The organism is Sphingobium sp. WCS2017Hpa-17 (assembly GCF_031843765.1).
Lineage (GTDB): Bacteria > Pseudomonadota > Alphaproteobacteria > Sphingomonadales > Sphingomonadaceae > Sphingobium.
Map to the genome: position 1 here is coordinate 21,374 of NZ_JAVTIV010000032.1, position 13,299 is coordinate 34,672.

Here is a 13,299-nt window from a genome sequence, read left to right on the forward strand (position 1 = left end):
ATCTTGTTTCGAAATACTGCCTAAAAAACAGGCAGCCCTTAGCGGAAAATGGGTCGGCCGGCAAGCCGGTCCCCCTTTCGGCCTGTCGCGCGACCCGCTATGCGCGCTTGCATGACATCCCATAGCAAGATCGTGGCCCTGATCGTCGCAGCCGGCAGGGGCAGCCGGGCGGGCGGCGAGATTCCCAAGCAGTTTCGCATGGTGGCCGGCAAGTCCGTGCTGGCCCATGCCTATGACGCGCTGGCGGCGCATGGCGGGATTGACGCGATCCATATCGTGCTGGGCGAAGGGCAGGAGGCGCAGGCGCGCGCGCTGCTGGGCGATCGGATTGCGACGTTCGTTACCGGGGCCGACAGCCGGCGAGGATCGGTGCGCGCAGGATTGGAAACGATCTCAGCCACAGGTGGGGCGGACATCGTGCTGATCCACGACGCTGCCCGCCCCTTCCTGCCCGGAACGGTGATCGACCGGTTGCTTGGTGCGCTGGATAACGCGATGGGGGCCATCCCTGCCCTGCCCGTCACCGATACGCTGGTACGTGGCGATGGCGCGATCATGGGCGAGGGTGTGGATCGGGAAGCCTTGCACCGCGTGCAGACACCGCAGGCGTTCCGCTTCGACGCCATATTGGCGGCACACCGTGCATGGGATGATAGCCGCGAGGCGACCGACGACGCACAGATATTGAGGGCCTGGGGCCATGACGTCACTTTGGTGCAAGGCGATGAAAGGCTTGAGAAATTGACCTATCCGCAGGATTTCGCCCGTGCCGAGGCGGCGCTTGCCATACCGCGCAGCACCCGCGTCGGCATGGGCTATGACGTCCACCGCCTCGCCCCCAATGAGGAATTGTGGCTGGGCGGCATATTGGTGCCGCATGATCGGGGGCTGGCCGGGCATAGCGATGCCGACGTCGCTCTGCATGCCATTGTCGATGCGATGCTGGGCGCGCTGGCGGAGGGCGATATCGGTAGCCATTTCCCGCCGTCCGATACGCAGTGGCGCGGGGCGTCGTCGGACCGCTTCCTCGTTTATGCCCGCGATCGGGTGACTGCACGCGATGGCGTGATCGAGCATATCGACCTGACCATCATCTGTGAGGCGCCCAAGATCGGCCCGCATCGCGACGCCATGCGCACGCGGATCGCGGCGATATTGGCCGTGCCGATCGACCGGGTGAGCGTGAAGGCGACCACCACCGAGCGGCTGGGCTTTGCCGGCCGGCGCGAAGGCATCGCCGCACAGGCGGTTGCCACCCTGTCCCTTCCCGCGCTATCCTGACCTCATGCCAGATACGATCCTGCCGGCCCAGTTGGTCGAACTCGCCGAAAAGGTCATCATCGCCAATCGGCGCGCCGGGCGCACGATCGCGGTGGCGGAAAGCTGCACCGGAGGCCTTGTGTCCGCCGCGCTTACCGAAATTGCCGGTTCATCCGACGTTTTCGACGCCGGATTCATTACCTATTCCAATGATATGAAGGCCGAGCTTCTAAAAGTTTCGCATGATGTGCTCGACACATTCGGCGCCGTCTCGATCGCCACTGCCTGGGCCATGGCGCAGGGCGCGCTGAAGAAAAGCCATTCCCATGTCGCGGTCGCCATCACCGGTATTGCCGGGCCGGGCGGCGGCAGCGAGCAGAAGCCGGTCGGTACCGTCGTCTTCGCCCGCGCCGAACGCGGCGCCAGCCCAGACAAGGTCGTAGCCGACATGCACCATTTCGAGGATAATGGCCGGGGCGGCGTCCGCCTTCAGGCGGCGCTGTGCGCGCTGGAACTGCTGCTGCCCGAATCACCGGCATAGAGGTCCGCGGCGCGGGCCTCGAACGCGCCGATCATCTTGCGCAGCGCCTTGTCGAAAAACTGGCCGGCCAGCATTTCGAACAGCCGGTTCTTGAATTCGAACTCGACTTCGAAATCCACCAGCACGCCGCCCTGCCCGTCGTCGCGGAAGGCCCACTCATTGTGGAGATGCTTGAGCGGCCCGTCGAGATAATCGACCCGGACATGATCCGGGCGATGCTTGTGCACACGGGACGTGAAGCTCTCCTTCACCCCCTTGAATCCCACGATCATGTCCGCGACCATTTCCGTCTCGCTGTCGGATCGGACGCGAATGGCGCTGATCCACGGCAGAAATTGCGGATAGGCGGCGACGTCCGACACCAGATCGAACATCTGCGTCGGCGTGTAGGGCAGCCGGCGCGTTTCCTGATGCCTGGGCATGGAGCGATCAGGCCTTGGCCAGCGCCGCCTTGGCGAGCTTCGCGTCGCGCGCCGCCTTCATTTCGGCAAAATCCTTGCCGGCATGATAGCTGGAGCGCGTCAGCGGGCTGGACGCCACCTGAAGGAAGCCCTTGGCCCGCGCGATCGCCGCGTAGGCGTTGAACGCCGCCGGGGTGACGAATTCCATCACCTTGGCATGTTTGGGCGTGGGCTGAAGATATTGGCCCATGGTCAGGAAATCGATGTCGGCCGAGCGCATATCGTCCATCACCTGATGCACTTCCAGACGCTCTTCGCCCAGACCCAGCATGATGCCCGACTTGGTGAAGATGGACGGGTCCAGCCGCTTGACCGATTCGAGCAGGCGCAGCGACGCATAATAGCGCGCACCGGGGCGGATGGTCGGATAGAGGCGCGGCACCGTCTCCAAATTGTGATTATAGACGTCAGGGCGGGCCGTGACGATCATTTCGACCGCGCGCTCATGCTTGTTGCGGAAGTCCGGCGTCAGGATCTCGATCGTCGTGTTGGGCGTCGTGCGGCGCAGCGCCTCGATCACCTTCACGAATTGCGAGGCGCCACCATCGGGCAGGTCGTCGCGGTCAACCGAGGTGATGACGATATGTTCCAGCCCCATTTCGGCGCAGGCATCGGCCAGATTCTGCGGCTCATTGGGATCGACCTTGCGCGGCATGCCGGTCTTGACGTTGCAGAAGGCACAGGCGCGAGTGCAGACATCGCCCAGGATCATCACCGTGGCGTGCTTTTTCGTCCAACATTCGCCGATGTTCGGACAGGCCGCTTCCTCGCACACCGTCGCCAGTTTCTTGTCGCGCATCAGCTGGCGGGTTTCATTATAGCCCTTGCTGGTCGGCGCCTTGACGCGAATCCAGTCAGGCTTGCGAACGCGCTCTGGATTGTTGGCGGACTTTTCGGGCACGGGGATCGGGCTGATGTCGTTCATGCGCCCCAGATAGCGATGCCGGGCCGCTCTTGCCAGTCCTGTCTTTGTGCGGCACATCTGCGCCCCATGACCGACTTTGCAGACATGATCACCGGCTATCGCCGCTTCCGCACCACCGGCTGGAGCCAGCAGCGGGAGCGATGGGACGAACTGAACGAAGGGCAAAGCCCCAGGGTCATGGTGATCGCCTGCTCCGACAGCCGAGTCGATCCGGCGCAGATTTTCGACACCAGCCCCGGCGAGATTTTCGTCGTGCGCAACGTGGCCGCACTGGTGCCGCCATTCGAAACCAATCCGGGCTGGCATGGCGTGTCGGCAGCGCTGGAATTTGCCGTGCAGGTGCTCAAGGTCGGCGAAATCGTCGTCATGGGTCATGGTAAATGCGGGGGTTGCAAGGCGGCTCTCAGTCAGGATCTGAAGGACGCGCCTCCGGGCGAAGGTGGGTTCATCCATAACTGGATCGAGTTGCTGGACGGGGCGCGTGACGTCGTGGTCGAGCAATATGGCGAGCAGCGCGACCGGGATGTCGAGCGCGCCATGGAACAGGAAGGCGTCAAGGTCAGCCTTGCCAACCTGCGCAGCTTCCCTTGCGTCCGCGCCAAGGAGAAGAGCGGCGAGTTGAAACTGGTCGGCAGTTTCTTCGCCATTTCGGACGGGCAGTTGCATCTGCTGGACGAGGCCAGCGGCGCCTTCGCGCCCGCATAAGGGAGATCGCGTCATGGCAACGGGGCAGGAAGGCCGCGGCAACATTGCCCTGCTGATCGACGCGGACAATGCGTCGGCGGCGCATTTCGACTCGGTGATGACCGTACTGGCGGAGCTGGGCACGGTGAATATTCGCCGCGCCTATGGCAATTGGAGCAAGGCGACACTCAAGACCTGGGCCTCCCTGTCGGTCGCCCATGCGATCGAGCCGCAGCAGCAGTTCGACCTGACCAAGGGCAAGAACGCCACCGACATGAAGATGACGATCGACGCCATGGACCTGATGGCGTCAGGCCGGGTCGATGGCTTCGGCCTGATGTCCAGCGACAGCGATTTCACCCCGCTGGCAACGCGCATCCGGCAGCAGGGCATCCCGGTTTATGGTTTTGGATCGGCCAATACGCCCGAGGGGTTTCGCCGGGCCTGCACCCGCTTCCTGGACGTGGCCGCGCTCAAGCCCGCCGCCGTACCGGTCGTGGCCAAGGCACCGGTGAAGAAGGCCGCTTCTGCCAACAAAGCCGCGCCCGCCAAAACAACGCCGGCGGCGCCCCCGCCACCTCCTCCGGCTCAGCCCCAGCGGCAGGCGGTGGATGAAGAGGTCGTGCGCCTGCTGATCGATGCCTATGACGAGGCGAAGCGGGATGAGCGCGGTTTCGTGGCGCTGGGCCCCGTGGGACAGCGCGTCGGCAACCGGTCCAGCTTCGACGTGCGCAACTTTGGCTATAAGCGCCTGTCCGATCTGGTCGCCGCCATCCCCAATTTCATTACCGAGGTGCGCGAAGGCGGGCAGACCTGGATCAAGCGGGTCAAATAATGCCGGTCGTCGCCCGGCATCTGATGATCCATGGCCGGGTACAGGGCGTCTGGTACCGCGCATGGACGGTGGATACCGCGCGCAGCCTTGGCCTTGTCGGCTGGGTCTGCAACCGGACGGATGGCAGCGTCGAGGCTGTAGTCGAGGGCGATGAAACGGCTGTCGCCCAGTTTGTGACGCTGGCTCATGACGGCCCGATTGCGGCCAAGGTAGCGCGGATCGATGCGCGCGATGTGCCGCCGGCTTCCTTCTCGTCCTTCGAGAAGCACCCGACGATCTGACCCATGTGCATGCGCACCCTGCCCCGCTTTACGTCCCCCTGCGGATCGGGCAGCTTCCTGCGTCTTGCATGGGTGAAGGGGACAGGCCTTGCGGGTAGCGATAGCGGCGATCGCCGGCGGAACATGCTTGCTGGCGACCGGGGTGATGGCCGGAAGGCCCGCATGGCGCTGGCCGCATCTGCCCGCCGGCGTCGCCGCGCCGGCCGTTCCGGCCGACAACGGCATGAGCGCTGCGAAGGTCGCCCTGGGCCGGCGCCTCTTTTACGATCGGGCCTTGTCGCAGGACGGCAGCATGGCCTGCGCCGATTGCCACCAGCAGGCGCGCGGCTTTAGCGACGGACAGCCCACGCATGTCGGCGTGACCGGCGACATGGGCGTGCGCAATGTGCCGGGACTGGTCAATCTCGCCTGGCGCAGCGGCTTCACCTGGACCGACGCCGGCCTCCATTCGCTTGAAGCGCAGGCGATGGTACCGATGACCGGGACGAAGCCGGTCGAAATGGGCATGGCGGGTCAGGACACTGACCTCAGCCCGCGACTGGATGCCGATCCCTGCTACCGCCGGCTCTTTGCACAGGCGTTTCCGAAAGCGGCGACCCGGGCGACCTACACAAAGGTGACGGCGGCGCTGGGGGCTTTTCAGCGGACCATGATATCCTATGGCAGTCCCTACGACCGGGGCACGCTGTCACCGCTCGCCCGGACAGGTGCGGCGCAATTTGCGGCGACGGGCTGCGCCTCCTGCCATGGCGGGCCGGATTTCACCGACGGACAGGTCCATTATGTCGGCACCGCCGCACTGGGTGAAGCGGACGGTAGCCTCTATGGCGGCAAGCCGCCACCGCCCAGTTTCGAATCACCGCCCGAACGCTTCCGCACGCCCTCGCTGCGTAATGTCGCGGTGACCGGCCCATGGCTGCATGACGGACAAAGCTCCAGCATAGAAGCCGGGATCCGCCGTCATGCCGCCGCGCAACTGGCCGGTGTCGACATGCGCGCCATGCTGGCCTTCCTTGATTCGCTGACCGATCCTGACTTTCTGACCAATGCGGATCTTGGTCCGCCACCCGCCGGCTGCCCGGTGGCTATCGGACAAAAAAAGGGCCGATCCGTGAGGACCAGCCCTGAAAGTTTTTAGGAGAGGATGCCTGAAAGGCCCGCTCTCTATGAAATGTTAGCGCCACCATCGCAATTGCGAAACATTCAGTTGCGATTGCAAAAATTGCAATCGCAACTGAAGTGACGGATCAGCGCGTCAGCTTTTTATACGCCAGCGCGGTCGGCCGATCGGCCGCATCGCCCAGACGACGGCGCTTATCTTCTTCATAGGCTTCGAAATTGCCTTCGAACCATTCGACATGGCTGTTGCCTTCGAACGCCAGAATGTGCGTGGCCAGGCGATCGAGGAAGAAGCGGTCATGGCTGATGACCACGGCGCAACCCGCGAAATTTTCGATCGCTTCTTCCAGTGCGCCCAGCGTTTCGACGTCGAGGTCGTTGGTCGGTTCGTCGAGCAGCAGCACGTTGCCGCCCTTTTTCAGCATCTTGGCGATATGGACGCGGTTGCGCTCACCACCCGACAGCTTGCCGACATTCTTCTGCTGGTCCTGCCCCTTGAAGTTGAAGGCGCCGACATAGGCACGGGTCGACATGTCGTGACCATTGACCTTCACATAATCCAGGCCGTCCGACACTTCTTCCCAGACATTCTTGGAGTCGTCCAGATGATCGCGGCTCTGATCGACGAAGCCCAAGCGTACCGTCGTACCGATGTCGATCTCACCCGAATCGGGCGTTTCCTGCCCTGTGATCAGTTTGAACAGGGTGGATTTACCCGCGCCGTTCGGACCGATGACGCCGACGATGCCGCCCGGCGGCAGCAGGAAGGACAGATCCTCGAACAGCAGCTTGTCGCCAAATGCCTTGGAAATACCCTTGAATTCGATCACCTTGCCGCCCAGACGCTCCGGCACCTGGATGACGATCTGGGCCTTGCCGGGCGAACGGTTGTTCTGGCCCGCGACCAGTTCCTCGAACTTTTTGATACGTGCCTTGGACTTGGTCTGGCGACCCTTGGTGCCGGCCCTGATCCATTCCAGCTCATCGTTGATTGCTTTCTGGCGGCCGGTCGCTTCGCGATCTTCCTGTTCCAGGCGCTTGGCTTTCTTCTCCAGATAGGTGGAGTAGTTGCCTTCATAGGGGAAATATTTTCCGCGATCGAGCTCCAGAATCCAGCCCACGACATTGTCCAGGAAGTAACGGTCATGGGTGATCATCAGGACCGACCCGGCATATTCCTTCAGGTGATTTTCCAGCCAGGTGACGCTTTCGGCATCCAGATGGTTGGTCGGTTCGTCGAGCAGCAGAATGTCCGGCTTCTGGATCAGCAGGCGGGTCAGCGCGATGCGGCGCTTTTCACCGCCCGACAGGCTTTCGACCGACCAGTCGGACGGCGGGCAGCGCAGCGCTTCCATCGCGATTTCCAGCTGGTTGTCGAGCGTCCAGCCATCGACCGCGTCGATCTGCTCCTGCAACGTACCCATTTCCTCCATCAGCGCGTCGAAATCGACGTCTTCCGGCGGATCGGCCATGATCATGCTGATCTCGTTGAAACGGTCCATCTTGTCCGCGATGTCGCGGGCGCCGTCCTTGACGTTTTCCAGCACCGTCTTGTTGGGGTCGAGCTGCGGTTCCTGCGGCAGATAGCCGACGGTGATATTTTCGCCCGGCCAGGCTTCGCCGCTGAAATCGGTGTCGATGCCAGCCATGATCTTGATCAGGGTCGACTTACCCGCACCGTTCGGGCCGACGATACCGATCTTGGACCCGCGATAAAATTGCAGGTTGATATTGCTCAGCACCGGCTTGGCCGCGCCGGGGAAGGTCTTCGTCATGCTTTTCATGACATAGGCATATTGCGATGAGGCGGACATGGGTGCGCGCTGCTCCGAAATCAGGACGGGAAAGTCGGTTTGAAAAATCTGCGCCGAGTTAGCGGACGCGGAACATATTGGCAAATGGGGGATGCCCGGTTACGCCATCATCCATGCAGAAAATCCGATCGGGCCCGCTCGCCGCCCTCCTCCTTGGCAGCATCCTCACTCCGGCTTTGGCTCAGGCGGCAGACAGCAACGCGATTCGCGCCTCCGCGCTCCAGGATGATGTCGCCTGGGACATCACCGAAGGGCTGACCACGGAAGTCGGCCCTCGCCCCGCCGGCACGCCGCAGGAAGCGCTGGCGCGCGACTGGTCGGTGGCAAAGCTGAAGGCGCTGGGCTTTTCCAATGTCCGCGCAGAACCCTATAAGATGCCGGTGTGGCAGCGCGTGCGCGACGAAGCGCATATCGTCAGCCCCTTCCCGCAAAATCTGGTCGTGGCAGCACTGGGCAATAGCGGTTCAACCCCGGAAGCGGGGATCGAGGGCGAGATCGTCTATTTCCCCACGATCGCGGATTTGCTGGCCGCGCCCGACGGCAGCCTGAAAGGCAAGATCGCCTTCGTCAGCCATGAGATGAAGGCGGCGCAGGACGGATCGGGCTATGGCTATTATGGCGCTGCCCGGCGTCAGGGGCCAAGCGTCGCGGCAAAGAAGGGTGCGATCGCTATCCTCGTCAAGTCGATCGGTACCGACCATCACCGCATCGCCCATACTGGCGTGCAGATGTGGGCCGATGGCGTGACGCCGATCCCTGCCGTTGCGCTGAGCGTGCCCGACGCCGAGCAACTGGCCCGCGTCGCTGCGCGCGGCAAGCCGGTGCGCATCCATCTGACCGCCGTATCGAAACGGTTGAAAGACCAGCCTTCAGGCAATGTCATCGCCGAAATCCCCGGCAGCGATCCCAAGGCGGGACTGGTCGTCGCCGCCTGTCACCTCGACAGCTGGGATCAGGGCACCGGGGCGATCGACGACGCATCGGGCTGCGGCATCATAGCGGCCGCCGCCTTGCAGGTGGCGAAGGCCGGCCAGCCGCGCCGCACCATCCGCGTTCTGTTCGCAGGGGCAGAAGAAGTCGGCGGCGATGGCGGCCGCGCCTATTTCGCCGCCCATGGCAAGGAGCCGCATGCGCTGGTGGCGGAATCGGATTTCGGCGCGGACAAGGTATGGCGGGTCGACTTCACCCTGCCCACCGGGCACGACGCGCTCGCCGGCCGCATCGCGCAGGGACTGGCCCCGCTCGGCATCGTGCCCAGCAAGGATAAGGCCCATGGCGGATCGGACATCGAACCGCTGGTCAAGGCCGGCGTGCCGGTGATCGACCTGCAACAGGATGGCACCCGCTATTTCGACATTCACCACACGCCCGACGATACGCTGGACAAGGTCGATCTGATCCAGTTGCGGCAGAATGTCGCCGCATGGGCCGTCACGCTGGAAGCGGTCGCAAACGCGCCAGAATCCATGGGCGTTAACTGAACTTTTATAGTAGACAACGCTCCGCCGCGTGATTCCATCGTCTCACCGGCGCAGAAAAGCATTGATTTGTGCAACGCACACGTTAATGCGGGTCGCTCGCGTAGGGTCACATTTGTAACGTGCCAGACGCGGCATAATGCTATGGGAGCCGTACACAATGAAGAAGATCGCTGTTGTTTTCGCTTCGGCCAGCCTGATGGCCCTCGCTGCTTGCGGTGAGAAGCCGGCCAACGAAACCGCGAACGCTTCGAACGCCGTTGTCGAAAACGTTGTCGAAAACGCTGCGAACGCCGCCGACAACGCTGCGAACGCCGCCAATGTTGCTGCGAACGCCGCCAACGTTGCTGAGAACGCCGCGAACGCTGCGCACTAATCTTCGCGTTAGCGAGATTTCCGAAGGGCGGGCCTATATGGCCCGCCCTTTTTGTTTGTGTCCAATCCATCGAACCATGATGGTATCGGCGGAACATCCCCGCCCGTTCAAGGGTTTGATCCTTGAAAGACAAGGAGAGACTGATATGGGCAAGGGCATATTATTGTGGCTGCTGGGCGTGCCCATTCCGATCATTCTGCTTTTGTGGCTTTTCTTTCACTGATCGGTGCGATGAGCGATTGACGGCACACGCGATCCCCCGCTAAGGCCGCCATCCGTCGGGGAGTAGCGCAGTCTGGTAGCGCGCCTGCTTTGGGAGCAGGATGTCGCAGGTTCGAATCCTGTCTCCCCGACCACTTATCTTTTATCGTTCAATTTCAGACTGTTACGCCGACTTGCAATGAAGCGGCGTAGCACTTGAACGTAGCACCGGCTGGATATCCTACATAGGATCAGCCGTGGCATTCAGGCGATCAAGCGATACAACCGATTCTTTGTTGGCAGGCGTGAATGCAACCGCAGCATAGCAGGCAGCGGCTGGACACCTTTTCCTTGGACTGCCACGATGAGGCCATGCCCGACCAGATTGCCCGTATCCTCATCACCCTTGACGATACCAAGCCCGCCGTGTGGCGCAGGGTCGAACTGCCTTTAACAAACAGCCTAAAGACGCTGCACCTAGCGATCCAAGCCGCGATGCTGTTTGAGAACTCCCACCTGTTCCAGTTCGATGTAGGTGATACCCGCTATGGCATACCGTTTGATGATGAATGGTCAGGCACCCCGACACGCGATGCCGGTAATATACGGCTTGGGAAGCTCGTAGAGCGTGGCATTGCAGCTTTCAGCTACACCTACGACTTCGGGGACAATTGGCGTCATACGGTCGTCATAGAGGCTGTATCACCTGCCGACCCGGAGAAGGAGTATCCTTGCTTCGTTGCAGGTGAACGGCGCGCACCACCCGAAGACATTGGTGGCATGATGGGCTTCGAGGATTTCGTAGAAGCCATGACAGAAGCAGGCCATTCCGAACGCGATGCGGTAGTAGGATGGTATGGGGGCGTTTTTGATCCTGCCGACATTAGCCCGGAAGAGATTGGCATTAGGATGGGTAGGCTAGCCAAGCGTAGATCGAACGGTAGGGTTGCGCACAAGAAGGCTCAGGGCTTGCAGTGAGGCGCCCGGCCCTAACTGCCAAGCTTTGATAGCAGGGCGCTCAGACCCGCAGATGATGCTTCTCCGGTGATCCGCACCCCCTCCCTCTCTTCAAACTTCGTGATAGCAAACTGTGTCGCGGGGTTCATTCGCCCGGTAGCAGGACCGGGTTGATACCAAAGGCGCATCAAAAGCTTTTGAATAGTTTCAGTCTTGGAATCCGCCACGGGTGGCGCTGTACTGCTTACAAGAGAGGAAGGGGTGAAGGTAGGGCGTTGGGAGCTTGATGGGGCTGTAGGACGCCTAGGAGCGGTACAGGTCCGCTAGGCCTTCGGTGGCAGTAGTAGCCACTTTTTACCACTAATTGCCGTTGCTTAATGGCTATCTCGTAGGGTAGCTATCGCAGTTAAGCAAAGGCTGAATGGTAGACGTGGGGCGATTATGTTTCTCGAAAAGAACTCTCGATTTTTTCGCCGCTACCATTTTAGTTTTAAGCCGAAGACTAAGTTCGCGCCGGCACTCCCTCTTGTCGCAAGCGATAAGCACTACTCGATCAAAGACGCTCTCGTCAGAGCCAGAGCCAACAAAGTTGCTCAGGCCGTCCAGCCTAATGGCGATCTTGTGGAGCTTGTCGCTATACGGGACGACGACAAAAGCGGCTTCTTGACCCTGCTGTTTCATCGGTCAAGCCCATCTGCTGCTGATCCATCTTATCGGAAGTGGATCAAAGATAAGTTGGCGGTGCGGCAGGCTACGAAAGAGACCGATGAAGAGCAGGCTGTTTCTGCACATATGGTCATTCGGTCAAAGCCATCTAGTCCAATGACATATGATTTTGCCTTGGAAGAAATTCCTGGCCTCAGCATCAGCGTCATAAAGCCAATTTTTGGAACGGTGCTGCGAGGATATGAATACCCATATGAAGACAAGAAAGGAGAAGACAAAGAAACTTATACAATAGTAAAAGACAATGGAATTAAAGCAGAGGGTTTAGATAGCGCCCTCAAAAAGAAAGGGTCTATAAATTATATAAACCTCGTCAGAACCAATATACCCGATGCACCTGACAGTGACGGCATTGCTGAACCACAAGTTGAGCGCATCAAGTACAAGATTGTTGGTGACCCTAGCAGCCCTGAGTGGAACGCAAAATTGCGCAAATTCATCGGGAAAGTGCGCAGTGAGGATTGGGATGACGTTTATTTAGAGCTAAGCCTCGATGATGATCGCCAACGCACTGTTAAGGTAGACAGGGAAGATGAGGCAGCAGAAATACTATTTGTTAGGTCAGAGCAGGTTGCCGTAAAGACTGAACTAAAGCCATGCACCCAATCCATCATTGACGAAATAGTTGATGCTGCGAGAGGGCTATTGAATAAATAGCCATGGAAAGTTTCTTGGCAGCACCACTTCGTTATCTTCGGCTTAGATCAGAAACTGGCCGCCTAATCTGGTTGCAAGATATCTTCGCTACGTTTGTGATAGTCACAATCGTGACAGTGCCCTTCATCATAGTAAGTAAAGCCAATTTTATACACAAAGACGGATTTGTGGATAAGATAGGTAGTTTCTCGTCCGTTTTGACAGGCTTTTATGTAGCAGGACTAGTTGCCGTTGCTACATTTCCACGCCAGAAAAATGGATTAGATGCCACTATTAATTACGGCAAGATAAAAGTCGCGACAAAAGAAGGGTGGGAATATTTAACAAGAAGAGAATATATTTGCTCTCTTTTCGGATATTTGTCCACTATATCTTTGTGCATAACCGTTTTCTCAATAATCGCTATTATTATAACCTCTTCCATGCCAAGCTTTAGCATTGTCAAATTTGAATCTCTATCTTATACAGTAAAGATAGACAGAAGATTCATAAGATTTTTAATTATGATAATAGTAAACATTCCTATTTGCCATCTAGCAGTAAGTACATTTCGCGGATTGTATTACCTGATAGACAGAATGTATGCCCAGTCACCTGTTATAAAGGATAAGCCAGAAGATTAAACTGGACTGTGCAGTGGAGTACTATTTGCCTGAGCAATACCGCTTAACCGTAGCATCCGACAATCCGAACTGTGCCGCTGTCTTGCTGATGCTAGCCTTATTGTCCTTACGCCATTGCGCGACATGGGCAGCATCAGCAGCGAATTAGCTCGGCAGCAACCTCCTGCCGTTCCTTAACCGAATTCCATTGAACTACCCCTAGGGATGCCGCAACCAATGACACGGCAGCCCTAGCTAGAGCGGATTTCGACCGTTATGAATCGGCAAGGGTTTCCAAGAGCGTGATTTTATGATTCAGAATCCCTGTTGGTGGAGGAGGCCAGCATGGATGGGTCAGCCTTTGTCTATGGATTTGCGCTCG

At 59.5% G+C, this 13,299-nt stretch carries 16 protein-coding genes and 1 tRNA gene; 13 read left to right on the plus strand and 4 right to left on the minus strand.

Translation table 11 applies throughout. The features are described 5' to 3' along the window. The first annotated feature begins 99 nt into the window (after positions 1-99). Together RQH62_RS23045 and RQH62_RS23050 are read left to right on the plus strand one after the other, a co-directional pair. Positions 100-1,281, plus strand: coding sequence for a bifunctional 2-C-methyl-D-erythritol 4-phosphate cytidylyltransferase/2-C-methyl-D-erythritol 2,4-cyclodiphosphate synthase (locus tag RQH62_RS23045; protein WP_311270986.1), 1,182 nt, complete (start codon positions 100-102; stop codon positions 1,279-1,281). Between the two features lie 4 nt (positions 1,282-1,285). Further along, positions 1,286-1,801 carry a CinA family protein gene (locus RQH62_RS23050; protein WP_311270987.1) on the plus strand — a complete coding sequence of 172 codons (516 nt, stop codon included), beginning with the start codon at positions 1,286-1,288 and terminating at the stop codon, positions 1,799-1,801. Here RQH62_RS23050 and RQH62_RS23055 read toward each other — a convergent pair. Together RQH62_RS23055 and lipA are read right to left on the minus strand one after the other, a co-directional pair. Further along, positions 1,750-2,223, minus strand: a complete 474-nt coding sequence (locus RQH62_RS23055) for a type II toxin-antitoxin system RatA family toxin (protein WP_311270988.1) — start codon at positions 2,221-2,223, stop codon at positions 1,750-1,752. The two genes, RQH62_RS23050 and RQH62_RS23055, sit on opposite strands and share 52 nt — an antisense overlap. A gap of 7 nt (positions 2,224-2,230) precedes the next feature. Further along, positions 2,231-3,244 (minus strand): lipoyl synthase, encoded by a 1,014-nt coding sequence (gene lipA, locus RQH62_RS23060; protein ID WP_311270989.1) that lies wholly within the window; start codon positions 3,242-3,244, stop codon positions 2,231-2,233. A gap of 9 nt (positions 3,245-3,253) precedes the next feature. Here lipA and RQH62_RS23065 point away from each other — a divergent pair, with 9 nt between their 5' ends. The 4 genes from RQH62_RS23065 to RQH62_RS23080 all read left to right on the plus strand — a co-directional run bounded on the left by RQH62_RS23065 (position 3,254) and on the right by RQH62_RS23080 (position 6,125). Continuing rightward, a complete protein-coding gene (locus RQH62_RS23065) occupies positions 3,254-3,892 on the plus strand; it encodes a carbonic anhydrase (protein ID WP_311270990.1) in 639 nt (212 codons plus the stop codon). 13 nt (positions 3,893-3,905) lie between these two features. Beyond that, positions 3,906-4,706 carry an NYN domain-containing protein gene (locus RQH62_RS23070; RefSeq protein ID WP_311270991.1) on the plus strand — a complete coding sequence of 267 codons (801 nt, stop codon included), beginning with the start codon at positions 3,906-3,908 and terminating at the stop codon, positions 4,704-4,706. Beyond that, positions 4,706-4,987, plus strand: coding sequence for an acylphosphatase (locus RQH62_RS23075; RefSeq protein WP_311270992.1), 282 nt, complete (start codon positions 4,706-4,708; stop codon positions 4,985-4,987). Before RQH62_RS23070 ends, RQH62_RS23075 begins: the two co-directional genes overlap by 1 nt. Before the next feature lie 88 nt (positions 4,988-5,075). After that, a complete protein-coding gene (locus tag RQH62_RS23080) occupies positions 5,076-6,125 on the plus strand; it encodes a cytochrome c peroxidase (protein ID WP_311270993.1) in 1,050 nt (349 codons plus the stop codon). 109 nt (positions 6,126-6,234) lie between these two features. Here RQH62_RS23080 and ettA read toward each other — a convergent pair whose 3' ends face one another. Continuing rightward, positions 6,235-7,920: an energy-dependent translational throttle protein EttA gene (ettA, locus tag RQH62_RS23085; RefSeq protein WP_311270994.1), complete on the minus strand. Its 1,686-nt coding sequence runs from the start codon at positions 7,918-7,920 to the stop codon at positions 6,235-6,237. 113 nt (positions 7,921-8,033) lie between these two features. On the opposite strand from ettA, the gene RQH62_RS23090 reads away from it, so the two are divergent. From RQH62_RS23090 to RQH62_RS23110, 5 genes are all read left to right on the plus strand, one after another. Next, on the plus strand, positions 8,034-9,401 hold the full coding sequence (locus RQH62_RS23090) for a M20/M25/M40 family metallo-hydrolase (RefSeq protein ID WP_311270995.1): 1,368 nt from the start codon (positions 8,034-8,036) through the stop codon (positions 9,399-9,401). A gap of 157 nt (positions 9,402-9,558) precedes the next feature. Next, positions 9,559-9,774, plus strand: a complete 216-nt coding sequence (locus tag RQH62_RS23095) for a hypothetical protein (RefSeq protein WP_056684845.1) — start codon at positions 9,559-9,561, stop codon at positions 9,772-9,774. Between the two features lie 76 nt (positions 9,775-9,850). Continuing rightward, positions 9,851-9,997 (plus strand): hypothetical protein, encoded by a 147-nt coding sequence (locus RQH62_RS23100; protein ID WP_311270996.1) that lies wholly within the window; start codon positions 9,851-9,853, stop codon positions 9,995-9,997. 56 nt (positions 9,998-10,053) lie between these two features. Next, positions 10,054-10,130: transfer RNA gene (locus RQH62_RS23105), tRNA-Pro, on the plus strand. A gap of 217 nt (positions 10,131-10,347) precedes the next feature. Beyond that, positions 10,348-10,953, plus strand: a complete 606-nt coding sequence (locus RQH62_RS23110; RefSeq protein ID WP_311270997.1) for a plasmid pRiA4b ORF-3 family protein — start codon at positions 10,348-10,350, stop codon at positions 10,951-10,953. Positions 10,954-10,964: 11 nt separating this feature from the next. On the opposite strand, the gene RQH62_RS25000 is transcribed toward RQH62_RS23110, so the two are convergent. Further along, positions 10,965-11,159 (minus strand): peptidoglycan-binding domain-containing protein, encoded by a 195-nt coding sequence (locus RQH62_RS25000; RefSeq protein ID WP_405053588.1) that lies wholly within the window; start codon positions 11,157-11,159, stop codon positions 10,965-10,967. Positions 11,160-11,373: 214 nt separating this feature from the next. Here RQH62_RS25000 and RQH62_RS23115 point away from each other — a divergent pair, with 214 nt between their 5' ends. Together RQH62_RS23115 and RQH62_RS23120 are read left to right on the plus strand one after the other, a co-directional pair. After that, complete coding sequence (locus RQH62_RS23115) at positions 11,374-12,315, plus strand: hypothetical protein (RefSeq protein WP_311270998.1); 942 nt, start codon at positions 11,374-11,376, stop codon at positions 12,313-12,315. 2 nt (positions 12,316-12,317) lie between these two features. Beyond that, positions 12,318-12,938: a hypothetical protein gene (locus tag RQH62_RS23120; protein ID WP_311270999.1), complete on the plus strand. Its 621-nt coding sequence runs from the start codon at positions 12,318-12,320 to the stop codon at positions 12,936-12,938. The last annotated feature ends 361 nt before the right edge of the window (positions 12,939-13,299 follow it).